22 protein-coding genes are annotated in these 25,994 nt (G+C 32.4%); 7 read left to right on the forward strand and 15 right to left on the reverse strand.

All coding sequences use genetic code 11. From position 1 onward, the window contains the following. Position 1: 1 nt before the first annotated feature. The 8 genes from G5V56_RS08025 to G5V56_RS08060 all read right to left on the reverse strand — a co-directional run bounded on the left by G5V56_RS08025 (position 2) and on the right by G5V56_RS08060 (position 7,394). A complete protein-coding gene (locus G5V56_RS08025; RefSeq protein ID WP_166963653.1) occupies positions 2-910 on the reverse strand; it encodes a glycosyltransferase family 2 protein in 909 nt (302 codons plus the stop codon). Continuing rightward, positions 903-2,156, reverse strand: coding sequence for a glycosyltransferase family 4 protein (locus tag G5V56_RS08030; protein WP_166963655.1), 1,254 nt, complete (start codon positions 2,154-2,156; stop codon positions 903-905). Before G5V56_RS08030 ends, G5V56_RS08025 begins: the two co-directional genes overlap by 8 nt. Then, positions 2,149-3,264, reverse strand: coding sequence for a non-hydrolyzing UDP-N-acetylglucosamine 2-epimerase (gene wecB, locus G5V56_RS08035; protein ID WP_166963657.1), 1,116 nt, complete (start codon positions 3,262-3,264; stop codon positions 2,149-2,151). The genes G5V56_RS08030 and wecB overlap by 8 nt, the downstream gene beginning before the upstream one ends. Next, complete coding sequence (locus G5V56_RS08040) at positions 3,261-4,199, reverse strand: glycosyltransferase family 2 protein (protein WP_166963659.1); 939 nt, start codon at positions 4,197-4,199, stop codon at positions 3,261-3,263. The genes wecB and G5V56_RS08040 overlap by 4 nt, the downstream gene beginning before the upstream one ends. A 1-nt stretch (position 4,200) precedes the next feature. Then, positions 4,201-5,208 (reverse strand): glycosyltransferase family 2 protein, encoded by a 1,008-nt coding sequence (locus tag G5V56_RS08045; protein WP_166963661.1) that lies wholly within the window; start codon positions 5,206-5,208, stop codon positions 4,201-4,203. Positions 5,209-5,213: 5 nt separating this feature from the next. Further along, positions 5,214-6,122 (reverse strand): glycosyltransferase family 2 protein, encoded by a 909-nt coding sequence (locus tag G5V56_RS08050; RefSeq protein WP_166963663.1) that lies wholly within the window; start codon positions 6,120-6,122, stop codon positions 5,214-5,216. A 7-nt stretch (positions 6,123-6,129) separates the two neighbouring features. Beyond that, entirely contained in the window at positions 6,130-7,077 is a 948-nt protein-coding gene (locus G5V56_RS08055) for a glycosyltransferase family 2 protein (protein ID WP_240911251.1), read from the reverse strand. A gap of 116 nt (positions 7,078-7,193) precedes the next feature. Further along, positions 7,194-7,394: a hypothetical protein gene (locus G5V56_RS08060; protein WP_166963665.1), complete on the reverse strand. Its 201-nt coding sequence runs from the start codon at positions 7,392-7,394 to the stop codon at positions 7,194-7,196. A 638-nt stretch (positions 7,395-8,032) separates the two neighbouring features. On the opposite strand from G5V56_RS08060, the gene G5V56_RS08065 reads away from it, so the two are divergent. Next, complete coding sequence (locus tag G5V56_RS08065) at positions 8,033-8,782, forward strand: hypothetical protein (RefSeq protein ID WP_166963667.1); 750 nt, start codon at positions 8,033-8,035, stop codon at positions 8,780-8,782. Between the two features lie 77 nt (positions 8,783-8,859). Here G5V56_RS08065 and G5V56_RS08070 read toward each other — a convergent pair whose 3' ends face one another. The 7 genes from G5V56_RS08070 to G5V56_RS08100 all read right to left on the reverse strand — a co-directional run bounded on the left by G5V56_RS08070 (position 8,860) and on the right by G5V56_RS08100 (position 17,375). Continuing rightward, positions 8,860-9,981, reverse strand: a complete 1,122-nt coding sequence (locus tag G5V56_RS08070; RefSeq protein ID WP_166963669.1) for a glycosyltransferase — start codon at positions 9,979-9,981, stop codon at positions 8,860-8,862. A gap of 10 nt (positions 9,982-9,991) precedes the next feature. Next, the gene (locus G5V56_RS08075; protein ID WP_166963671.1) at positions 9,992-10,693 is read right to left on the reverse strand and encodes a class I SAM-dependent methyltransferase; all 702 of its coding nucleotides are present in this window, start codon (positions 10,691-10,693) and stop codon (positions 9,992-9,994) included. A gap of 7 nt (positions 10,694-10,700) precedes the next feature. Beyond that, positions 10,701-11,465: a TylF/MycF/NovP-related O-methyltransferase gene (locus G5V56_RS08080; protein ID WP_166963673.1), complete on the reverse strand. Its 765-nt coding sequence runs from the start codon at positions 11,463-11,465 to the stop codon at positions 10,701-10,703. A gap of 2 nt (positions 11,466-11,467) precedes the next feature. After that, positions 11,468-12,736 (reverse strand): ABC transporter ATP-binding protein, encoded by a 1,269-nt coding sequence (locus tag G5V56_RS08085; RefSeq protein ID WP_166963675.1) that lies wholly within the window; start codon positions 12,734-12,736, stop codon positions 11,468-11,470. 1 nt (position 12,737) lies between these two features. Then, positions 12,738-13,634, reverse strand: a complete 897-nt coding sequence (locus tag G5V56_RS08090; protein ID WP_166963677.1) for an ABC transporter permease — start codon at positions 13,632-13,634, stop codon at positions 12,738-12,740. 451 nt (positions 13,635-14,085) lie between these two features. After that, positions 14,086-16,563, reverse strand: a complete 2,478-nt coding sequence (locus tag G5V56_RS08095; RefSeq protein WP_166963679.1) for a GumC family protein — start codon at positions 16,561-16,563, stop codon at positions 14,086-14,088. Between the two features lie 11 nt (positions 16,564-16,574). Next, positions 16,575-17,375 carry a polysaccharide biosynthesis/export family protein gene (locus tag G5V56_RS08100; RefSeq protein ID WP_166963681.1) on the reverse strand — a complete coding sequence of 267 codons (801 nt, stop codon included), beginning with the start codon at positions 17,373-17,375 and terminating at the stop codon, positions 16,575-16,577. A 103-nt stretch (positions 17,376-17,478) separates the two neighbouring features. Between G5V56_RS08100 and G5V56_RS08105 the strand changes: the two genes are divergently transcribed. The 6 genes from G5V56_RS08105 to secA all read left to right on the forward strand — a co-directional run bounded on the left by G5V56_RS08105 (position 17,479) and on the right by secA (position 25,870). After that, positions 17,479-19,341 carry an ABC-F family ATP-binding cassette domain-containing protein gene (locus tag G5V56_RS08105; RefSeq protein ID WP_166963682.1) on the forward strand — a complete coding sequence of 621 codons (1,863 nt, stop codon included), beginning with the start codon at positions 17,479-17,481 and terminating at the stop codon, positions 19,339-19,341. Between the two features lie 121 nt (positions 19,342-19,462). Beyond that, positions 19,463-20,236, forward strand: a complete 774-nt coding sequence (locus G5V56_RS08110) for an O-methyltransferase (protein ID WP_166963684.1) — start codon at positions 19,463-19,465, stop codon at positions 20,234-20,236. A 42-nt stretch (positions 20,237-20,278) separates the two neighbouring features. Continuing rightward, on the forward strand, positions 20,279-20,965 hold the full coding sequence (locus G5V56_RS08115; RefSeq protein WP_166963686.1) for an ABC transporter ATP-binding protein: 687 nt from the start codon (positions 20,279-20,281) through the stop codon (positions 20,963-20,965). A 63-nt stretch (positions 20,966-21,028) separates the two neighbouring features. Then, complete coding sequence (locus tag G5V56_RS08120) at positions 21,029-21,601, forward strand: cob(I)yrinic acid a,c-diamide adenosyltransferase (protein ID WP_166963688.1); 573 nt, start codon at positions 21,029-21,031, stop codon at positions 21,599-21,601. A gap of 518 nt (positions 21,602-22,119) precedes the next feature. Beyond that, positions 22,120-22,341, forward strand: a complete 222-nt coding sequence (locus G5V56_RS08125) for a DUF2795 domain-containing protein (RefSeq protein WP_166963690.1) — start codon at positions 22,120-22,122, stop codon at positions 22,339-22,341. A gap of 172 nt (positions 22,342-22,513) precedes the next feature. Then, complete coding sequence (gene secA / locus G5V56_RS08130; protein ID WP_166963692.1) at positions 22,514-25,870, forward strand: preprotein translocase subunit SecA; 3,357 nt, start codon at positions 22,514-22,516, stop codon at positions 25,868-25,870. Positions 25,871-25,994: the final 124 nt, after the last annotated feature.

The raw sequence follows: 25,994 nt of genomic DNA on the forward strand, positions 1-25,994 counted from the left end.
TTTAGTTTTCATTTGAAGGTTCCCAATATATAACCGTATCTGGCAAGTCTTTAAACTCCTTATATTGTAATTCGGTTAACGGTTTTCTTTTAAAAATTAATTTTGGAAGGTTTAGTATCAAATTAAAAGTCGCACCTATAATTGCAAAAAGCGCTTTATAATCGCCTTTAAATACTTTCAATTTTAGTTGCATCCAGAACGTATAGGCTAATTTTTTTGGAATTTCGCTTATTGGAAAAAACATGAAATACAAATACCACCCAGATCGCAAAGACCTTCTAAGCCGAATAGTATAATCATTATTATTTTTTCTATTTTTCACTTCAACTCTATGCTGTATTAGCACATTTGGCAAAAACCATACTTGCCAATTTTTTTGGAATAGGTGATAACTTGCAAACGCCTCTTCACCATAAAACACAAACCATTCTGGATAGTTTGGCATTTCTTTCCAAGCTTCCATTCTCCAAACATGTCCGCAACCGACGAAACTTTTAACTCGGTGTGGTTTTAAATCATGTACAGTATTTCGTAATTCATTTTTACCCCAAAATATTCTAAAAGAAATCACAGCACATTTTTTATTGGATTCAAAAAATGTTTCAATTATTTCAAATGGGTTTTGGGACAGTATATGAGCGTCATCATCCAAAGTAATAGCATAAGTTGCTTTTGTTAAGTTAAGCAATTCATTTCTACTTGCTATTAATCCTTTAGATTTTTGATGTTGTATTAAAATAATATTTGGGTAGTTATCCCTTAAAAATTTAGAAGTTCCATCACTAGAGCCATCATCACAAATAATACATTCGATATTATTTTTTTCAATAAAACATGCAAGTTTATTTAATGTTGTTTTTAAATCATTAAGCCTATTTTTTGTAGTGATTAATATAGAAAACTTAGTCATTATCAAAAACCTTTTCGAGTTGTTCTTTTAAATACTCTTTTCCTAAATAGTAATCTAAATCTGGTCTATTTAAACGTGACGTTTTGGCCTTATTTAACCATACGATATAAAGTTTTTCTAACAATCCAGAAATCGCTTTCACATTATCAATTTCTGCCCAATATTCATATTTCTCACCGAGTAAACGCTTCGTTTCACTATGATCTGGACCTAAATGTAATATTGGTTTATCTGCTGATATACAATGAGGAAACTTACCTGGTAAAAATGGACTAATCTCTGATTTTGCTTCTAAAATAACATTTACCGCCACATGTTTTTGCAACCAATAAACTTCTTTAAATGGAACATTCGTAAGTTTAATAAATAGCTCAGGTAAACTAACCGCATGTTTAATAATAGACTCTTTATGATAATCTGCATTACCTAATAACAAAAGCTGAGAGTCTTCTTTAGCTTCTGGTTTATTTTTAAGAAACAGTTCAAAGCCTTTTATTAGACCTTCTGGATTACGTTGTTTCATTAAGTTTCCTGCGTGTAAGATATTAAACTTAGCACTATCATAATAGTTTGGTTTTTCAAAGCTTATTAATTCTTCTTCAAAACTTTGATGTGGTATTATTATACCAGTTTTAAGAAAAACAGGAAAGTAAGTACCCATCCAATCTTTTAATAACTTGCTTGGAAATGCAGTGCATCTCGCATTCTTTGAAAGATTTTCAAAAAAAAGTTGTTTTTGCTTATGCCCTGGCTCGTTCCAATTATATGGTGGCGGATAACAACACATTGGGAAAGGATCATGTATATATGCCATCCATTTTTCATATAAAACCGGCAGTTTATTTACGGCATAATGAGGTCTGAAACTAGCTCCCTTACTTAATGTTAATACTAAATCAAATTTTAAAACATCTAGTTTTTTTAATTCTACCAAAATACTATTTACATCATTAAAGAAGGTGAAAGAAAACCCGAAAACAGGCTCTAAATAGGTTGCTAAATTTATTTTGAAATTACGTTGAATAACACGCTGCGTTCTACTTAAAAAATACAATATATTATACTTTCTTTCTTTTATTGAAATACACTCAACACCCTCAAATTGAATATTTTCTTGCGTAAAATGCAATACCGTAATGACATAACCAACAGCTGCTAAATTTTTAATTAATGCTACATTGGCTTTAGATCCGCTACTATCATTTACATTAATGGAATCAACAACTATTAGAATTTGTTTAGTCATTTATCAAAATATTATTTTGGATGAAATCAACTATTTTAATAGCTGCGATTCCATCACCATAAGGATTGGTCATTTTATCATTTACTTTATCCGCAGTTAATATTCTATTTGCTTCATGGATAATTTTATTGACGTTGATACCAACTAAAATCGAGCATCCAGATGTTACACCTTCTTCCCGTTCAGTAGTTTCTCGGGTAACTAAAACAGGTATATTTAAAGATGGTGCTTCCTCTTGAATCCCTCCTGAATCTGATATTATTAAAACAGCTTTATTCATTAACCAAATAAACGAAGGGTAATCTAATGGAGTTATTAAGTGAATATTATCTTTACCTGCTAACCTTTTATAAACTACGTTTTGGACATTTGGATTTAAATGAACTGGATAAACAATTTCAACATCATGTTTTTTTGAAATCTCTAGAATAGCCTCACATACGTTTTTAAAACCTGATCCAAAACTTTCTCTTCGGTGGCCCGTTACCAAAATAACTCTTTTATTAAAATTGATTGTTTCGTTTAAATTTTCAATAAAGGCATTCGAATATCCATTTTCAATTTTATTTATAGTAATATGTAGTGCGTCTATAACAGTATTACCAGTAACAATCACACTACTTTCATTTACACTTTCTTTTAAAAGATTATTTTTTGCTTTTTGAGTAGGAGCAAAATGAAAATCTGATATTCGCGCTGTTAGTTGTCTATTTAATTCTTCTGGAAAAGGTGATTGCTTATTGTAGGTTCTCAAACCTGCTTCTATATGAGCTACTTTGCAATGTCTATGAAAAGCAGCTAAAGCTACTAGTGTTGATGTTGTTGTGTCTCCATGTACCAATACCAAATCGAAATGTTCTTTTTCAAAAACCTTGTCCATTTCAACTAAAATCCTTGAACTTAAAGTATTCAAGCTTTGATTTGGCAACATAACATTTAAATCATAATCTGGTATTAAATCAAAAAAGTCTAAAACCTGTTGCAACATTTCTTTATGTTGTCCTGTTACACACAGTTTAAAAGGAATTTTCCTTTTATTTAACTCCATGCAAATAGGCGCCATTTTTATAGCTTCGGGTCGAGTTCCAAAACAAATAAGCAGATTCAAGGTTTGTGTTTTATAATTTTCATGTAAAATAACCAAATTGGATATAAATAATATTTTAGTTTGTAAAACAATTTCAATCTTGTGTTTGGGTTTGTTAAAATAAGAATGTTTTTTACTAATATATAATCTCTAAACGATATGGCTAAATTTACTAAGTATTTAAATAAATAAGGTGTTAACAGATTTTTATTATATAAATTCCTAACAACTAATTCTATAGCCTTTTTTTTTGAATTTACCCGTAATGGTGCATTTCTCCAGAATTCATCGGTGTTAGAATTTGGGTGTTTCCTATTAAAATACAGCACTTTATCTATTATGACACCTTTAAATTTGTCACTTAGAATGCGCTGGTAACATTCCCACTCCTCGGCGTACATCAAATCTTCATTAAACATATGGTCCTTAAAGCATTCCTTTTTCCACAAAACAGTACATGATGCAAAAGGAATTTTTTGTGTTATAACGTTTTCTAATAAATCGTCTTTGGCTTCTTCTAAATTACATTCGTTGCAACTATCTATTGAGTCATAATTAAAATTTCCTGAGAAAGCTTCTTTTTTAAAATTACAAAAAGATGAATTTTGAATGTATTTAAAAGCAGATAAACTAACTTCTAAACATAATGGATGTACCACATCGTCATCATCAAAAAAAATAATATAATCACCTATTGCTAAATCTAAACCATAATTTCTGCTGCCTGGCAAACCCTTTTTATAGTTTGGTAGTCGCTTGCAATATCTAAATCGATTATCTTCTTTTAAAATAGGCTCTAAAACTTCTTCAGTAGCATCGGTACTTTCATCGTCAATAATTAAACACTCCCAATGAATATAGGTTTGCGCTTGTATTGATTTTAAGGCTTCAACAATAAAATGTGCTCTATTGCAGGTTGCCATGATGATACTAACTATTGGTCTATCTTGGTTCATTTTAAAGGAAAACACTTTTTAAAATATAATTTATAGTTGTTTTTTTACTAAAAGAAGAATGGAACAACAATTGCCTTTCTTTTTTTAAAACCTCGATTAAACTTTTAAAATCACAATTATTTGTCATTAATTGATTTCTCAGCAGTAGTTGCAATCCAAAAATAACTTTAGTATCATCAAAACCTTTGGAATTAAATTTTAAAAGATCCTTTTTGATAACTTTTTTCTCATTTAAATATTTTGAAATATCTATTTTTTCACCTAAGAAACTATCTAATAATAGGTTAAGAGTATTGTTATTCCAAGAAAACTCATCTGCATTTTTTTTAAACATTGTAATAACTCCCTGTCTATGCTTTATTTTTTCTTCTCCATTATACTGAATATTAGAAGTCAAGCTATCTGTATGCAATCTATATTGGTATAAATTTTCTTCTAAATGATGAAAATTAAATTTAATACTTGCTCTTAACCAAAAATCATAATCTTCCAATAAAAAAAGCGATTCATCATAACCATTTAATTCTTGAAATACTTCTTTTTTGTATAAGAATGATGCGCCAATTTTATTTCCATACAAAATATGCTCTATTGGTCCTGTGGTATGTATTCGTTTTAAACTACCTTTTTCGTTTATAACATCATAATTAGAGTAAACAACATCAACTTGATTTTTAAGTAGTGAATCTATTAGTTTCTCTAAAAAATTAGGTTTTAAAATATTATCATCTGATGTCCATGTAATGAATTCTCCTTTAGCTTGTTTATGTCCAATATTTAGTGAAGAAGGTAATTTTTTGTTATCATTATTTGAAACAATAATTATTCTATCATCCTTTTTAGCAAATTTTTCTGCTATACTTAACGAGTTGTCATTAGAACAATCATTTACAATTATCAACTCAAAATTTGAATAAGATTGACTAAAAATACTAGCAATAACATCTTCTAAAAAAGCTTGTCCATTATGAACCGGTAAGATTATGGATATTAGATTACTATCTTTCAAAGCACTCAAAATTTAATTTTGTTTAGTATCCAATTTAAGAAACTTCTTTCTTTTATCTGTGCTTTGAAGAAATCAGTATGTAATTTTTTTAGTTCTGGAAATGAATTTTCAATATTTAAAAACAATGGTTTCTTTAAATGTTCAATATAAAAAATAGATTCTTTATTAAATCTTATTTTCAAATATGCATCTATTAATTTATAACTATTGATTACATTATTAACTTTTTCTTTATTATTAAAATTGCTGAGATTATTGTTCAAATCAGTCCATCTATAATAAGCTATTGCCTGAGGTGCAAAATAAATTTTATCTGTATTGGCAATTACTCTCATCATAAATTCGCAATCATCATTTATGGATAAGTACTCATTCCATAAACCACCGTTTTTTATTAAATCTGTTTTTATTAAATAGGCATTTATTGGGAAATAGCCTTTTGAAACAGCCAGGGCATCTAAAAAAAGTAAAGGGTTGTCAAAAAAATTATACACGGCTAAATTTTCAAAAACACTAGAGTCTTTTGAATTATATTTAAATCTTCCCCATTTACAAGTGGCAATTACATTTCCTTTGCAATTTTCTATTAAATTAATTTGTTCTGAGATTTTGTTAGACGAAATAATATCATCAGAGTCCAAAAATTGAATAAAATCCCCTGTGGCATTTTTTAAACCTATATTTCTACATGAACTTGCTCCTTTTATCTTATTTTCTGGTCTAATAATTAAATTAAATCGACTATCAACTTTTATAAAATCATTAATAACTTCAACGGAATTATCGGTAGAACAATCGTCAATAATAAAACATTCCCAATTTGCATAGTTTTGAGTTAAGATATTATTAAGAGTATCTTTAATTAAATGGGCACGGTTAAATGTTGGTATTATGATAGAAACTAAACTTTTCATTTCAATATCAAATTTTACATAAAAACATATCTCCCCTGTTAAATATTGTATAACTAAAGATAGATATAAAACAAAAAAACTTACTTTCAATAGTTATGTCCTTATTTAACAAAATAAATAAATTAAAATATTTTATAGATTCATTAAGTTTTTTATCTCTAACGAAATTTTTAAAATTATTTACAAAATAATCTTTCAAATAATTTAATGATTTCCCATCTAATAACTTTCTGTTATTTTCATATATTTTTTTTCTAGCAAGAATATAATTCCAAATTCTATTTTTTTCATCACTATTATATGTTATACTATTTTTGTGCTGCCTAATATAAACCAAGACTTCATCAGCTACATGATAATCTTTACAAGATAGTAAAACTCTGCAATGAAATTCCCATTCTTGAGCAGCTTGTAAATCTTCATCAAATAAATAACTTAGCGTTTTTAAAAAGCTTCTTTTCCAAAGTGGACTTTGTGTTAACCAAACAATCTTTTGAGTTAAATAATCGTAAAAAATAGTGTTAGAAAAAATTATATCACACCTTAATCCAATAATATTTTCAATAGTTTTTTCAAAAATAATAGTCTGACAGACAGAAAAATTAAAGTTACTTATTTCTAAAGCCTTTACTTGTACTAACAACTTATTTGAATGCATCAAATCATCACTATCAAACCAATTCACATACTTTCCTTTACTCTTCTCAAACCCATAATTCCTGCAAGCATTACCTCCTTTTGGCCTATCTTTTGGTCTGTGATGATACTGAAATCGTTTGTCTTTTTTACAATAGCATTGAATTATATCCTGGGTATTATCCATAGACCCATCGTCTACAATAATACACTCCCAATTTGTATAGGTTTGATTCATAATACTATCTAAAGTTTCACCAATCAAATGAGCACGATTATAGGTTGGTATAATGATGGACACCAAAGGGTTTTTGGTCATAATTTACATACTATTATACTGCTAATATAAGCAATTTGAATAAGATGTAAATAGCTATTTTTTAAATCTGATGGAAATGTTTTATGCTTAATACATGTCCATAAACAAATCAAAAACTAACTCGCCTTTTTACTATTTAAAAATTTCCAGACATCTTCTCTGTCCTGTCTAAAATAATCACAATATGCTTTAATACTAATATAGCGAGTTACAGGTAAGTTATATTCCTCCCTAATCTCTTTCATGATCTTTAGGGCAACTTTATCGCTCACCTCGTTCAATTGTTCTATATGTTCTCTATATAAATATAACCGCATAGCTTAATATCAGCGACTTACAAAGATAGCTCTAAATGTAACTGTTAAAAAACAGACTTATTAACATTTAAAAAAAGCTTTAAACAATTTTAAAACGCCTTTTCTTGTTCTAAATCAAATGTAAACAACCTTAGTTTTATACAAAAGGACACAACTTTTCCTAAATATTTTTAATAAAATAATCTATTTAAAATAGTCTTAGAGCCTCCTAAAATCCATAATACAAATTGTATTTGCCAAGCGAATCATCAATATAGATACCCTACACTTACCCTATAGATACTCTATACGAATCCTATTTCCACTAAACCCTCAACAAATCTACGGCATTAAAAAACATAAATACTTAAAAATTAATCGTTTACAGCTAAACCACAGAACTAAACGGAAAAAACAGACACCGAAAACCCTATTAAGATAAAAAAACATAACTATCAGGAAATCAATCCCTAAATCTGGAAGTCATCAAAAAAATAGCAAAAAATCATGACTAGTATTGTAGTGTTAATAAGAAGTGAAATTGATTCAGAGTAGAAACCTAATATTAAATCAGGGACCTACAAATCAATTGAACCTTAAAAATTTAAGTTTAACCAGTATGGCTAAAAACTAAAAGCCATACACAACACACAATTAAAATGGCCAAATACAAGTCATTATTTAACGTAGAAGGTACACTAGGTGAAGTGACCTTTTACAAAGGAGAAAACGGATATTTTATCCGTAGTAAAGGCGGCGTAAGCAAAAACCGCATTTTAAAAGACCCTGCATTTGCAAGAACCCGCGAAAATCTTTCTGAATTTGGAAGTACAGCAACCAGCGGAAAACAATTAAGAAAGGCTATTCACGGTATTTTGGCAGATGCCAAAGACAGTCGAACATCATCACGCTTAACGCAAGTTCTAAGCAAGGTAATAAACGAAGATCTTACCTCTGTACGTGGCCAACGTAATGTCGCTATTGGGCTAGCAACTGCTCAAGAAAAAAGCTTACTCAAAGGATTTAATTTTAATAAAAGAGCGAATCTTAATTCCGTATTAAAAGCCAGCTACACACTTGACACCGCAACAGGAGAAGTGAGTATTTCAAATTTCATTCCAAATCAACAGCTTGCCATACCAGAGAGTGCCACACATGTTAGCATGAGTTGTGCTTTTTTAAATTTAGATTTATCGAGTGATATGGCAGATTTACAAGTAAGCCCGGTAACAAACCTGCTGTTAAATAGTATTTCATCTACCATTAACTTAACGCCTCAAGAACCAGCTACAGGAACCGGACAAAGTTTTTATTTTTTAAAAGTGACATTTTTTCAAGATATTAACGAGATTCAATATCCACTCAATAACGGGGCATATAATGCTTTGCAACTGATTGAAATTCTTTAGAGCCATCTTTAAAAAGAGAAAACGGAGGCAATAGCTTCCGTTTTTTTGTTTTTGACTAAAAACCGAAATTTGTTATACTAACCTAAAATTTGTTGACATGAACTAGCTTCAGGGTCTAAAACAGTCTGTAAAGCACTGATATGCCTATCTAAAGTAAAATAGGTTTGAATACGATCCTTTCCTGATCGCCCTAAACGTTTTGCCATTTCTAAATCCTCCAAAACCTTTAACATGTTATTAGACATTTCATGAACATCATGTTCATCACACAATAAACCAGTTTCGTTATGAACAATCACATCAGGAATTCCGGCATGATTGGTTGATATTACCGGAAGCCCAGCAGCACTCGCTTCTAAAATAGACAAGGGAGTCCCTTCCATATCCCCGTCTTCCGCAGTGATTGAGTGTTGAACGAAAGTTAAAGATTCTTTTAATAAATCACAATAAACTTCCGGAGTAATTACGCCTAAAAACTTGACATACTCGCTAAGATTATAATGTTTAACCAAGTTTTTACAAGTACTCAACAAAGGCCCATCACCCGCCATTAATAAACGAGCCTCTGGATAAATTTTTACAACCTCTTTAAATGCGAGTATGGTATAATAAGGTGCTTTTTTATTAGTAAAACGTCCAACGGCTAAAAATTGCTTTTTTGAGAATTGAGGAATAATAGTTTCAAATATTTTTTGTGGGCCGTAAACGTTATAAACTAATTTGTCTTTGGGACAGCCTAAACCTATTAATGCAGTTTCCATAACTCTGGAAACTGCAATTATTTTATTTGCATACTCAAAAACCCCTTTATAAAAGTTGCATGATTTGATAACACTTTTAATACTCGCGTCATAACCATGAAAATGAACTGCCACTGGCAAGCCTGAATCGATCAAAACTTGCTTTAAATGATAAGCATGGGTTCCGTATTCAACTAAAATAGTGTCAATGCTATTAACTTTTAAACTATATAGCACTTGTTCTTGCCATAAATAGGAGCTTGGTTTCCCAAATAATTTAGCGAACACCCTTAAAATTTTATAGCGTAATAATGGCATCAATCGAGCATGATCTTCAAGTTGAATCTGGCTACCACTTCCAAAATAATAAAATACGTTCCCTTTTAAATAATTTTTATGCGCCTGAATAAAGGTTTCTGAATATGGGTTTTTGCTTGGAGAAAAGATGGCTATATTCATTTTTTATAATTCATTTTTTGGCAGTTCCATATAGTCCTGTAATCATTTGTCCTTCTTTGAAAGAAACTTGACTACTTTTGTCCTTTTTCATTAAATAATTAATAATAGGCTTTAACGCTACTGATAAATATTTTCGTTTCTTCTTAGACATTGGGCTTCGCCTTGCCCATAAACCCAACATTTGTGCCATAGAAGCATGCCAACCGCCAGTAGCTTTTATTTCAATTTCATTAAATCCAGCATTTTTTAAATGACGCTCCAAAGAAAAAGGCGTATATCGATATTCATCGTTTGGGACTTCATGTAAATTCCATAAAAAAGGCACTGTAAAAAAGAAAATACCTTCAGGTTTTAAAACTCTATAAACCTCCTTTAAAATAATTGCTGGTTCTGGACAATGCTCCAATACCTCGGTGCCAAGAGCACAATCAAAACTTTCATTTTCGAAAGGCATAGTTTCACCATCCCAAGTAAAATCAGGCTTTACAGATGCATCATATTCTAAGGCCATTTCTATATCAAGTCCAACATAGCTTTTAACCTTCGAGTGCTTTAATACATAATCTCTATACGGCATTTTTCCGCAGCCTATATCTAAAAGATCTCCTGTAAATCTATAAATGTTCTCCGTTATTGAATTCAAAATAGCTTTACGAATAACATATATATCTAAATTATTCCTTTTTAACTTAATATCTGTGAAATTATTCATTTGTGACTTATTGAATTTTCACTCCTATTCTACAGGTGTAATCTATTCTTTGCAAAAACAATTCTATTTTGTTTTCAGACAAATACTCATCAACTGCTTGTTTACAACCTTGCCAGTGTCCATAGTCATCAATTATAATGATACCCCCTTTAACAAGTCTTGGAAATAAATGTTCCATTTCATGCTTGGTAGATTCATACCAATCAGTATCTAATCTAAGTATTGCTATTCTTTCAGGGATTTTAACATTTGGAATGGTATCTTCAACTTTTCCTTTAATAAAATGGATTTTTTCGTTTGGATAGTTAATTTTTGAAATATTATTTTCAACTTCATTTAAAGTAGAAAAACATTCAATTCTGTTCCAAATTTCATCTTTATTAAAAAAAGCTTTTGTTGCAGATTCGCCTCTTACCGATTTATCTACTTCTGTAGGTTCACTCATGCCCTCAAAAGTATCATATAGATATATATCTCGTGTAAAATTTTTCAAGGATTCAAGTGATTTCAAAGCAGCCATCACACTTCCTCCTTTCCAAACACCACATTCAACAATATCACCTTCAATCCCATACTTTTCAATATGCTTTACGGCTCTAATCAAGCTAACTATTCGCTCAGGATTAGTCAACGTAAATTCAGCTACTTCATCTATAATCCGTTTCTCATCGATCTGTATATCCGAATAATTGATTACAGCACTGGACACCGGTTTTTTTTTATATTCTTTAAAAAATCTATTATAAATTATTTTTCTAATTTTTTTTATCATCTCTAAATTTCTTTCAAAACAGTCCAACTACTTTCTTCAATATATTTACAAGTCCCTTTATGCCAGTTATAGTCTTGTCGTTCTGTTTTCATCATTTGAATTTTAAAATTACATACTGAGTCTAAATAGTCAAATCTTTCTTTTGTTTTCGATTCAGATAAATAAGCACGAATGGTATAGTTACCCATGTATAATTTAGGGTCTTCAATTTTACATTTAAAAATATATTTACCAACGTCTCTTTTAATATTATTTTCTGAATCTATTATCCATAAATGAGTTATAGGAATGTCTGATTCGTCTAAAATTTGAAAAGATAATGCAAGATTTTCAACATCAAAAGGTAATTGAACATTAAAAACAAATTTAATTTCTTTACCAAACTCATGTATATTTCCTGGAAGACTTGTGTTTATTTCTATTTTAGTAATTTTCGGCTTATCAATCTCACCTTTATATTGATAATATGAACCTATAACATCAGTTTTTAAATATTCTTTAATACCTAGTTCTGGAGAACCTTCAAAGCTAATTTTTCCATTATTTAGAACAATAAGTCTTGTGGTTAAAGTGGCAATTGCATCCATATTATGACTCACAAACAAAACCGTTCGCCCCTCACCTCTGCTAATATCCTGCATCTTCCCAATGGCTTTTTTTTGAAACTCGGCATCTCCAACCGCCAATACCTCATCAATCACTAAAATTTCGGGTTCTAAAAAAGCTGCTACTGCAAAGGCTAATCGCACCGTCATCCCTGAACTATAACGCTTAACGGGGGTGTCTATATACCGTTCGCAACCCGAAAACTCTATAATCTCATCTATTTTAGACCTGATTTCTCTTTTGGTCATTCCTAAAATAGCGCCATTTAAATAGATGTTTTCACGCCCTGTCATTTCACCATGAAAACCGGTTCCTACCTCCAATAACGAAGCAATACGCCCTTTTGTTTTAATTTCACCTGTCGTTGGACTAGTAACTTTCGATAGTATTTTGAGCAACGTAGATTTTCCTGCGCCATTTTTACCAATTATACCCAACACTTCACCGCGTTGCACTTCAAAATTTATATCGCGTAAGGCCCAAACATAATCGGAGGTTCCTTTGGTACTTCGGTCGTTGGCTTCCCCAATTTTTAAATAGGGGTCTTCTTTTCCTCGCACGCGATACCACCAACGATTTAAATCATGACTGATCGTACCCGTTCCTACCAATCCTAGTCGATATTGCTTTGAAATATTTTCAACTTTTAGTATTGTATCGCTCATATTAAACGGTATCTATAAACGTTTTTTCCGTTTTATTAAAAACTATCAGACCTAATAAAAAAACCATAATACTAACTAGTGTAGCATATACTAATTTAGAAACTGAAAACGTACCAACACCCAACGTTATATGTCTAAATAATTCTATAATAGTCGTCATAGGATTGTATTCTATAAATGCCCCCACCCAATCAGGCAGTTTACCTTGACTTACTTTGTCCTGTATTAATGACAACGGATACATCACGGCAGACCCATACATCAATAATTGCACACCAAAACCTACTAAAAAGGTTAAATCGCGGTATTTAGTGGTCATGGAAGATATCATCATACCAAAACCCAAACCTAAAAATGCCATAATGAATACCACCAACGGTAACCATATTATACCAACTGTTGGAAACGTATTAAATGCGACATCCGTAAAAAACACAAAATAGATATAAAAACAGATGAAGACCAAAAACTGAATTCCAAACTTGATTAAGTTAGATAACACAGTCGACATAGGCATAATGACCCTGGGAAAATAGACTTTTCCAAAAATACCCTGGTTTTGCTTAAAGGTATCACTCGTGCCATTCAAACAGGCACTAAAATAATTCCAGGCGGTGATACCTGCCAGATTGAATAAAAAAGACGGTACGCCATTACCTGTTTTAATATCAGCTATATTATTAAAAACTAAGGTGAAAATAACCGATGTAAATAAGGGTTGAATAAAATACCATAAGGGTCCTAATATAGTTTGTTTATAAAGCGTAATAACATCGCGTTTAACAAACAGCAATAACAAATCTCGGTAGTACCAAATCTCCTTAAAATTAAGATTGATAACACTTTTTTTGGGTGAAATTGTATAAAGCCAATTAGAATCTTCTGACGGTGTATTCAATGTACTTAGTTGTCTATAAAAATTACCTATACAAATAAACACATTTTTCTACAGTTTTCAATGATTAGAGGTGTTTAATGAGGTATAACCCACTCGACTTTTTAATTAAAAAGAAAATAACCAATAGAAAAAAAAGACTGCCACGTCGTACCTCCTCGCAGTGACGTTATGTTGCGTCAACATTGCTATTTTTTGAGCATCATTATGAATACTAAACCGCACCTCTCACCTCTCACCTCTCACTTCTAACTTCTCATATCTACAAGTATAGATACTCCGTAGATACAGTATGGATACTGTATGGATAAAGTATGAGACTGTTAAATATACAGATAGTGTAAAAAGTAACAAATACTACAAAAAACGACAAAAACAACAGAAATAACCTGGTATGCAATCACCCATTATGGAATACTCATTGATGAACACAAAAAAATAAATAAAAAAACAATTATTTAAATCGAGCCGAACGGAGACCTAAAATGGATTTTACACGTTTGAAAAAACTTTTGTTTTTACGATCATCTTCATGGTACCCATTGGCATAGTTTCCATACCCATAGCCATACCCATAGCCGTATCCGTATCCATAACCATATTTAGCTTTTTGATCATAGCCATTATAGACTAAACTGATATTTTTAATCTGCTTGGTTTTATACTTTTCGTTAATAAAATTAAGCATGCCTTTTTTGGTATAATCTTGTCTAACGACATATAAAGAGACATCCACATAATCTAAAAGTTCTAAGGCGTCAGCAACCAATCCTATAGGAGGTGTGTCTAAAATAATATAATCATACTGTGTTTTTAAAACACGAATCAGTTCACCAAGTCGTTCATTAATCAATAATTCAGAAGGATTTGGTGGTACTGGTCCAGATGTAATCACGTCTAAATGGTCAATATCTGTTTTTTGAATAATGGCCTCTAACGATTCTTGGCCAATTAAATAATTAACAACTCCAATATCATTTTTAATCTGAAAATCTCCAAAAATTTTAGGCTTTCTTAAATCTAAACCTAACAAAATAGTTTTTTTTCCACTTAAGGCAAATACGGTGGCTACGTTTATAGAACAAAATGTTTTTCCTTCTCCACTAACGGACGAGGTGACTAGCAAGGTTTTAGCGCCTTCTAAATCATGTGATCGATAGTAATATTGTAAATTAGACCGAATAGCCCGAAACGCTTCTGCAACAGCCGATTTTGGTTTTCTATGAACGACTAAATTATCATCTAAATTATTTTTACCTATAACGCCTAACAACGGAATCGATGATAATTGTTCGATATCAACAGGACTATGAATGCTGTTATCTAAAAAGGTTAAAACAAAAGCTATCAATAACGGAATTAACAGGGCTGCAAAAAGCGCAAATACATAACGTACATTTAAATTTCTACCTAAAACGGTGGCTCCTGTATTTTTTGCTGGGTCAATAATAAGGATATCAGATACATTGGATGCCTTTATAATTTCAGCCTCTCCGCGTTTAGCTAAAAACACGTTATAGGTTTGTTCACTTAAAGAATATTGTCGCTCTATAGTAATGAGTTTTTGCTGGTCTTCAGGTAATTTACTGAATTGACTTTCAACGTTGCTCAAGGCATTATTGACCGTTTGTAATTCGCGCCTCAACCCATTACTAGCAGCACTAATGTTTTCCTGCAACACATTTTTTAAACCTTCTATTTGTCGGTTTAAATCATTAAAAACAGAGGCATCACTTCGCACCGAATACTGCAATTTTGATTTCTGTACAGACAATTCATTAATTTTGGATACATTATTCAAAATATTACCATCATCAATACCTGCTATAGAGGGCGCTGGAATCTCTGTAAAGGTACTACTGGTTAATAAATAGTTTTTAAGGCTAGAGTAGTAACTGAGTTGTCGGTTAATAGATTCTTTTTCAGCATCTAATTTGGTTAGCTTGTCATTGAGTGTTTCGCTTTCACTATCTAAACTGTAAATTTTTGTCTTTTTTCTGTAATCATTAAGAGCTTCTGCATTATCAGATAATTCATTTTTAACTCTGGCAATTTGCTCATCAATAAAAGTAATGGCGTTGGTAGCGTATTGATTTTTTCTATTAAGCTGATCTTCACTTAAAATAGTCACCATCGTATTTAAATAATCAACTATTTTTTCTGTGTTTTTATCGATAAGCGTAATATCCAAAATGGGAGAACTACTGGTATTGGTAACACTGGTTCGTCCTTGATAGCTAGATACGACACTATCAAAATCGCTAAACTGAATAAAATATTCCTCACCTGGAACTGCCTTTCTATGGTCTGCCAGCTTCAAAACGCCTTTTAAAAAAGGAAGGTTTATAGAATCTCCTAATTTAAACTGCTTTTTAAAAATACCCATCGGGACATCAATACTCGAGACGTCTTTGGTCATATAATTTTGAGCCTTTGCAGTGGAGCTTAGAAAGTCTACGTCTAATTCATACGAATCGGCATCTAAAAACGTAATCTTTATGGGAATATTAATCAATTGCGGAAACTCATAATCATGATCAAACCTAAAAGGTGCTGCCTTATAAATGTCTTGCTTTCTAAAGCGCCCTTGTTTTAAATAACTTTTGTAAAACTCTAATCTATCAACTACCTTTTCATGATGCGTACGCGACTTAAGCGTTACAATCATAGTTTGAACTTTTGCGGTAACGCCTCCCCAGTTAAAGGTTAAACTTTGTGTTGAAGTGAATAATGGATTACTATCATCTTCAACAGAAATTTTGGTTCCTAACCGATACGAAAACTCTTCACGAATGTTTTTTTGGTATACCAAGAAAATACCAATGGCTAATAATACCAAAAACCATTTCCAGTAACTCAACGCTCTGAATAAAAACTTTTTAATATCAAAACTAGAGGATGACGACTCGGAAACTTCAAATTCTTCAATCATAGCTTCGGTATTTAAAGATTTCGAGTTAAAAAATAAGTAGAGACCAGTACAGAAAATATAGACGCTATAGTTGTTAAGGTTTGGGTCGCTGTTTCTCCTGCTCCAAGCGCTTTACGCTTTAATGGTTTTACCAAAATCATATCATTAGGTTGAATGTAATAAAACGGCGATTGCATCGCAGCCTTATCCGTTAAATCTATATGATGAATTTTTTGCCCTTGTGGATATTGTCGTATCACCAACACATCAGTTCTATCTCCCGTATTTTTAATATCGCCAGCATTTGCCAAGGCCTCAATAATATTAACGCGGTCTTGATACAAGGTTAAAACCCCTGAAGACTTAACTTCACCTGTAACTGTATAACGCAATCCTGCTAATTTAACCGTTACAAAAAGCTCTGCTGTTTGTTTAAAATATTGCTTTAATAATTCACTTTTTACTTTATCTTCAATTTGCTCAATAGTAAAACCTAACACATTGATATCTCCTAAAATGGGGAATTTAATATTACCATGTAAATCTACCGTAAACCCATTAAAATAAAGTTGTGCTTGACCTTGCTGAGCAACATTCGTCCCGTTAGTTTCTACAGGATTAAAAATAGCAGTCAGTTCTTCATCCAATGCTTTCACCTTAATACTTAAGATATCATTAACCTGCACCCGATATGGCTTGGAAGTTTCACTCAAAATTAGCGAATCATTAACCACAGTCCCTTTATCTTGAAGATAGACCAAATCTTTATTTGTAATACACGAAGAAAAGAAGATAGAAATTGCTATACAAATAAAAAAAATCAATCGTTTCATGCTGGGTACACTGTTTAAAGACAAATATAGCTTTTCACTAGGAATATAAAAACTAATCGCATAAATTTTGGTAATTTGCACGTTCTTTGCAAAAAAAATTATCTTGAACTATTTAACTGTTGAAAATATATCGAAATCTTACGGAGAGCTATCGCTTTTTGAAAATATTTCGTTTAGCGTCCATAAAGACCAAAAAATAGCCTTTGTAGCTAAAAATGGTACAGGAAAAACCTCTATCCTCAATATTATTTCTGGTGATGATGAACCTGATTCTGGTACGGTTACCTATCGAAAAGGAATTGCTGTTTCATTTTTACCACAAGATCCCAAACTGGATCCCGCATTAACAGTTGAAGAAACTATTTTTGCTAGTGATAATCCCATTTTAAAAGTCATTTTAAATTATGAAAAATCACTTTTAAACCCAGAAGACACAGACGCGTATCAAAAAGCGTTTGAAGCCATGGAACGTCATCAGGCTTGGGATTTTGAAACCTTGTACAAACAAATTCTGTTTAAATTAAAACTTGAGAATTTAGATCAAAAAGTGAATACCCTTTCTGGCGGACAAAAAAAACGCTTATCGCTTGCCAATGCGCTAATTAACAAACCAGATTTATTGATTCTAGATGAACCTACTAATCATTTGGATTTAGAAATGATTGAATGGTTGGAAGCTTTTTTTGCAAAAGAAAACATTACGCTGTTTATGGTAACACACGACCGATATTTTTTAGAACGTGTGTGTAATGAAATTATTGAATTGGATGAAGGTGAATTGTATAGCTATAAAGGAAATTATTCATATTACCTAGAAAAACGAGAAGCCCGCATTGAACAAGAGTCTGTAGAAACAGGCAAAGCCAAACAGCTCTTCAAAAAAGAGTTGGAATGGATGCGCAGACAACCTAAGGCCAGAACCACCAAATCGAAGTCCAGAATAGACGATTTTCAAGATATCAAGCATCGTGCTGGCCAACGCAGAAACGATCATGAGGTACAACTGGAATTGAATATGGAGCGTCTGGGAACTAAAATCATTGAACTTCATAACGTATCCAAAGCATTTAAAGACAAAGTGATTCTAGATGGTTTTAATTATATGTTCCAAAAAGGAGAACGAACCGGAATTATTGGCAAAAACGGTACTGGAAAAACAACCTTTCTTAATTTGCTAACCCAAACAATCAAACCAGATTCTGGAAAAGTTGTTTTGGGCGAAACGGTTAAATTTGGTTATTATACCCAAGACGGTATCAAAATAAAACCTGAACAAAAAGTAATTGATGTGATTCGTGAGTTCGGGGATTATATTCCCCTTAAAAAAGGACGTCAAATTAGTGCGCAACAACTTTTAGAGCGCTTTTTATTTAGCAGAAAAAAACAATATGACTTTGTTGAAAAACTAAGTGGCGGTGAACGTAAACGTCTGTATTTATGCACAGTGCTTATTCAGAATCCTAATTTTTTAATTCTAGATGAACCTACCAACGATTTAGACATTGTCACCCTAAACGTGCTCGAAAGCTTTTTAATGGATTTTCCTGGTTGCGTTATTGTAGTATCTCATGATCGGTATTTCATGGATAAAGTGGTCGATCATTTATTTGTATTTAGAGGAGATGGTATAGTTGAGGATTTCCCTGGAAACTATACAGATTTTAGAGTGTACGAAGATAGTCAGCCCATTATTTCTATTGCTTCAGAAGACAAAAAAGAAAAAAACACCTGGAAAAAAACAGATACTAATAAGCTATCTTATAATGAGGAAAAGGAACTCAAAAACATTGAAAGCAAATTAAAGTCGCTTGCTTTTGATAAAAAGGAGTTGGAAAGCAAGTTTAATAATCCAGATTTACCACAAGATAAAATTTTAAAACTTTCTGAAGAGCTTCAAAAAATCATTGATGAGATAGATGCCAAAGAAGAACGCTGGTTTGAACTCTCATCGAAATTGGAAGAGTGATTAGTTTTGCAGTATTCAATTAAAAAGAAGCAGTTTAGTCCCCTCGAGCGCAGTCGAGAGGTTTGTTTAAACAGTAATCATAACTCAAGGTCTCGACTGCGCTAGACCTGACATTGAACTTATGTTGTATCAAATTATTCAATATATTAAGTTCTTTTTAAAGTCTACCAACCAACATGGTGTTCATTCCCCTTTTGTGTATAATTTAGTAACAAAATGCTTTTACGATAACACAAGTTACACAGAATACAAAAACATTATAGCCTATAGAAGAAGCCTCTTAAAAAACAAATCGACTATTGCTGTAACTGATTTGGGTGTTGGTTCTAGCAAAATAAAATCAACTGCGCGCGCTGTTTCTAAAATGGCAAAACATGCAGGGACACCCTTGCAAAGAGCCAAACTATTATTTAGATTGGTGCATTATTTTAACAGTAAACATATTTTAGAACTAGGAACGTCTTTGGGTATCGCATCTCAGGCCATGCGCTTAGGAAATCCTAAAGCAACCATTATAAGTATTGAAGGTTGCCCTAATTTAGCAGCGTTTACAAAAGCTAATTTTTTAAACAATATAATGAAACCCATTAATTTTATGACGGGTGATTTTAAAGATGCGCTTAGTAATTTGACTAACAACTCATTTGATTTCATTTTCTTTGACGGCAATCACACTAAGACAGCAACTTTAAATTATTTTAACACACTTTTACCAACCATTCATAATGATTCTGTCTTTATTTTTGACGATATTTACTGGTCAAAAGAAATGACTGAAGCTTGGGAAGTCATTAAAGAACATCCTCAAGTAACTGTAACTATTGATACATTTTATTGGGGTTTTGTATTTTTTAGAAAAGAGCAACACAAAGAACATTTTAAAATAAGAGTGTAACAACTTTGCAGTAACAGCGTCAGATAATACAGAAAAGTAACTATGAGTAACGTTATAAAAATTAGAAATATTATTCGCGACTTTAAATTGGGTCAGGAAACAGTTCACGTATTAAAAGGCATCGATTTAGATATTGAGCGAGGCGAATATGTCGCTATTATGGGGCCTTCTGGTTCTGGAAAATCCACCCTTATGAATCTTATTGGTTGTTTAGATACACCCACCGCTGGTACTTATGTGTTAAACGGTAAAGATGTTAGTAAAATGTCTGATGATGAATTGGCAGATATAAGAAATACCGAAATCGGATTTGTATTTCAAACCTTTAACTTATTACCGCGTACTACAGCGCTTGATAATGTAGCCTTGCCTATGGTGTACGCAGGTGTTTCAAAAAGCGAACGTGACAAACGTGCAACTGAAGTATTAAAGGATGTAGGACTGTCGGATCGTATGGATCACAAACCTAATCAATTGTCTGGAGGACAACGCCAGCGTGTAGCTGTTGGTCGTGCTTTAGTTAACAAACCATCTATCATTTTAGCTGATGAGCCTACAGGTAATTTAGATTCGAAAACCTCTTTGGAAATTCTGAATCTATTTGATGATATTCATAAAGCAGGTAACACGGTTATTATGGTCACTCATGAAGAGGATGTCGCTGAACATGCAGAAAGAATCATCAGATTAATTGACGGTATGATTAGTAGTGATACAAAAAATAACTAGCTAGGAGGTATAAAACTACCTTCAAAACTTTTACCTTTTACTTTTTACTTTTACCTTTGGCGCATGAAAATCTACACAAAGACAGGAGATCAAGGAACCACTGCTCTATTTGGAGGCACGCGCGTACCGAAACATCATATACGTATTGAAAGTTATGGAACCGTTGATGAGTTAAATTCATACTTAGGATTAATTCGCGATCAAGAAATTAATCAACATTATAAAGAGTTACTCATCCATATTCAAGATAGATTATTTACTGTTGGTGCAATTTTGGCAACAGATCCTGAGAAAAGTATCTTAAAAAATGGCAAAGAACGTTTAAACATCCCCAAAATTTCTTCAAACGATATTGAGCGCCTAGAGCATGAAATGGATACGATGAATGATGCCTTACCACCAATGACACATTTTGTATTACCTGGCGGTCACCAAACGGTGTCATTCTGTCACATTGCGCGCTGTGTATGTAGACGTGCGGAACGTTTAGTGTCAGAACTCAATGCCATCTCTCCTATTGACCCGAATACTTTAATGTACTTAAACCGTCTTTCTGACTACCTTTTTGTGTTGGCACGAAAGTTGTCCAATGACTTGCAAGCAAATGAAATTAAATGGATTCCTGAGAAGCAGTAGGCTTTGAAGAGATAGTTTCGTTTCGAGAAGGAATAAAAATGATTCCTTTGAAGAAATAGTTTAGTTTCGAAACATTAATTGAAATACGTCATTACGAGGACGAAGGACGAAGTAATCTTTTTAATTGGAGTTTATAACAAAAGGATTACCACATCAAAAAGTTTCTCGTACTAACAATTGATGTATAGAAAACGTTATTTGCGTTAGGGATTGCAGTGAAAATCCTTTTTAAAACATTGGTAAATAAGTCGTCATTACGAGGAGGTACGACGAAGTAATCTCATCAAATTGAAGAGATTGCCACAGGAAATTATAAATTACCTTCGCAATGACATTTTAAAAAGATTGTAACGTAAAGCCCGACCCTTGTGGTAACGCTAAAAAAAACAAACACCTGAATTTCAATTGCTTACATTTTTAAAAAATACGTTCTTAAAAATAATAATTAAATAATTCATTTTTTCCTTGTCTGTTTAAACTAAAAATTTATTTTTGCAAAAAATTAAAACGAATATACAATGTATTGGACATTAGAATTAGCATCTTATTTGAGCGATGCGCCTTGGCCTGCAACTAAAGACGAGTTAATAGATTACGCCATCAGAACTGGTGCACCTTTAGAAGTTGTTGAAAATTTACAATCAATTGAAGATGAAGGAGACTCTTACGATTCAATTGAAGAAATTTGGTCTGACTATCCTACTGATGATGATTATCTTTGGAATGAAGATGAATATTAATAAAGCATAAAGAAAAGTTAAAAAGTCTCGATAAGAGACTTTTTTTGTGCCCTATATTTATATAACATAATAACAAAATGTATATTTGAACGCTTTTTTAAATAAGTACATTACTAATAAAAAATAATTCACACTAAGCTTAGTCTGAGTGTTAACATAACATATTTTACTCATGAGTTTTTTAAATTCAGTACTAAAAGTATTTGTCGGTGACAAATCAAAACAAGATGTTAAGGCTATTATGCCTATTGTAGAACAAATTAAAACATTTGAAAAAGCTTTAGAAGCTTTATCGCACGATGAGCTAAGAGCTAAAACTTTAGAGTTTAAAGCCACTATTGCAGAAGCCAACAAACCCATAGACGAAAAAATTGAATCTCTACTTGTTGAGGCAGAAGCAACAGAAGATATTGATAAGCGTGAAGATATTTATCAAGAGATTGACAAATTAAAAGATGAAGCGTATACGGTAACTGAAGATGTGTTAAACACGATTTTACCTGAAGCTTTTGCCGTAGTAAAAGAAACTACAAAACGGTTTGTAAACAATACCGAAATTAAGGTTTCTGCTAGCACTTACGACAGAGAATTATCTGGAACAAAGGACTACGTAACACTTGATGGAGAGCATGCTATATGGGCCAATTCCTGGGATGCTGCTGGAAAACCAATTACCTGGGATATGGTTCACTACGACGTGCAACTTATTGGAGGTATTGCTATGCACCAGGGCAAAATTGCTGAGATGCAAACAGGTGAAGGTAAAACATTGGTTGCAACCCTACCTGTGTATTTAAATGCACTTTCTGGAAAAGGGGTTCATTTAGTAACAGTGAATGATTACTTAGCAAAACGTGATAGTGCTTGGATGGCTCCTATTTTTCAATTTCACGGCTTAACCATAGATTGTATAGACCATCACCAACCAAATTCTGATGCTCGTAAAAAAGCATATAATGCTGATATTACTTACGGTACAAACAATGAATTTGGTTTTGATTATTTACGTGATAACATGGCACATTCGCCTGATGATTTAGTACAACGTCCGCACCATTACGCCATTGTAGATGAGGTAGATTCTGTATTAGTTGATGATGCGCGTACACCATTAATTATTTCTGGGCCAATTCCGCAAGGAGAACGTCATGAATTTAATGAGTTAAAACCTAAAGTAGATGATATTGCCAGTGTGCAACGTAAATATTTAACAGGTGTTTTAGCAGAAGCCAAAAAATTAATTTCTGAAGGAGACACCAAAGAAGGTGGTTTAAAATTACTTCGTGTGTATCGTGGTATTCCTAAAAACAAAGCTTTAATCAAGTTTTTAAGTGAAGAAGGAGTTAAAATGCTTCTTCAAAAAACTGAAAATTATTACATGCAAGATAACAACCGCGAAATGCCAAAGGTTGATGCCGAATTGTACTATGTAATTGATGAAAAAAATAATCAAGTTGAATTAACTGATAAAGGTGTTGAATATCTTTCTGGTAAAGATGATCCTAACTTTTTCGTGATGCCTGAAATAGGTTTGGAGATTGCTAAAATTGAAAAACAAAAACTTCCGCTTGAAGAAGAAGCTAAATTAAAAGAAGAATTATATAAAGATTTTGGTATAAAATCTGAACGAATACATACCCTTAACCAATTATTAAAAGCCTATGCGCTTTTTGAAAAAGATACGCAGTATGTTGTTATCGACAATAAAGTTATGATTGTTGATGAGCAAACAGGACGTATTATGGATGGTAGACGGTATAGCGATGGGTTACATCAAGCCATTGAAGCTAAAGAAAATGTAAAAATTGAAGATGCAACACAAACCTTTGCAACAGTAACTCTTCAAAATTATTTTAGAATGTACCGTAAACTATCTGGTATGACTGGTACTGCGGTTACAGAAGCTGGAGAGTTTTGGGAAATTTACAAATTGGATGTTGTCGAAATTCCTACTAACAGACCTATTGCTCGTGATGATAGAGAAGACTTGGTTTATAAAACAAAACGTGAAAAATATAATGCGGTTATTGATGATGTAACCAAACTAGCTGAAGCAGGTCGCCCCGTTTTAATTGGTACAACATCGGTTGAAATTAGTGAGCTTTTAGGAAAAATGTTGAGCATTAGAAAATTATCACACAATGTATTAAACGCCAAACAACATAAAAAAGAAGCTGAAATTGTAGCCGAAGCAGGTAATTCAGGTCAGATAACTATTGCTACCAATATGGCGGGTCGTGGTACCGACATTAAGCTTTCAGACGAAGTAAAAAAAGCTGGTGGTTTAGCGATTGTAGGTACAGAACGTCATGATTCTCGTCGTGTTGACAGACAGTTACGTGGTCGTGCTGGTCGTCAAGGAGATCCGGGAAGCTCTCAATTTTACGTGTCACTTGAAGACAACTTAATGCGTTTATTTGGTAGTGAGCGTATCGCTAAAATGATGGATAGAATGGGATTACAAGAAGGTGAAGTAATTCAACATTCCATGATTTCAAAATCTATTGAACGTGCTCAGAAAAAAGTAGAAGAAAACAACTTTGGTGTTCGTAAACGTTTATTGGAGTATGATGATGTTATGAATGCACAACGTGAGGTTGTTTATAAACGTCGTCACCATGCCTTATTTGGTGAACGTCTTCGTGTCGATTTAGCCAATATGATTTACGATACTTCTGAAATTATTTGTGAGTCTAATAAAGGTGCCAATGATTTTAAAAACTTTGAGTATGAATTAATTAGATATTTTTCTATGCCGTCTCCTATTTCTGAGGCTGACTTTGGAAAACTATCTGCTCAAGAAATTACCTCTAAAATTTATGTAGCTGCCTTTGATCATTATAAAGATAAGATGCTTCGTAATGCAGACATGGCGTTTCCTGTTATTAAAAACGTCTACGAAACGCAACGAGATAAATTTAAACGTATTGTCGTTCCGTTTACAGATGGTAATAAAACATTACAAGTGGTTACCGATCTTGAAAAAGCTTACGAAACACAAGGTAAACAATTAATTACAGATTTTGAAAAGAACATAACACTTGCCATTATAGATGATGCTTGGAAAACGCATTTACGAAAAATGGATGAGTTGAAACAATCAGTTCAATTGGCAGTTCATGAGCAAAAAGACCCTTTGTTAATTTACAAGTTTGAAGCTTTTGAATTGTTCAAAGACATGATTGACCAAGTAAATAAAGATGTGATTTCGTTCTTATTTAAAGGTGAATTGCCAACTGAAACACAAAATACGATTCAAGAAGCCAGACAGGTTAGAAAAAATGAGAAGTTAAAAACTCAAAAAGATGAAATTCCTAATCTCGATGAGCGTTCTGCTCAAAGTAGAGCGGCTGGTAATACGCAACGTCAACAAGAAGTTGTTGAAACTATTGTGAGAGATCACCCAAAAATTGGTAGAAATGATAAGGTGACCATCAAACATGTAATGAGTGGTGAAAGCAAAACCGTAAAATACAAACAAGCAGAGCCCTTAATCAATAAAGGGGAATGGGTGTTGGTTGAAGATTGATGAATATAAACTGTCATTTCGAGGAGTAAACGACGACGTAATCTTTTAAATTAGAACTGTTCACTCGTACCCTTAAAAACAGATTATAATAGCAAGTATTAATTTGCTTCTCAATAAACAAAAC

The organism is Yeosuana marina (genome assembly GCF_011762485.1).
Lineage (GTDB): Bacteria > Bacteroidota > Bacteroidia > Flavobacteriales > Flavobacteriaceae > Yeosuana > Yeosuana marina.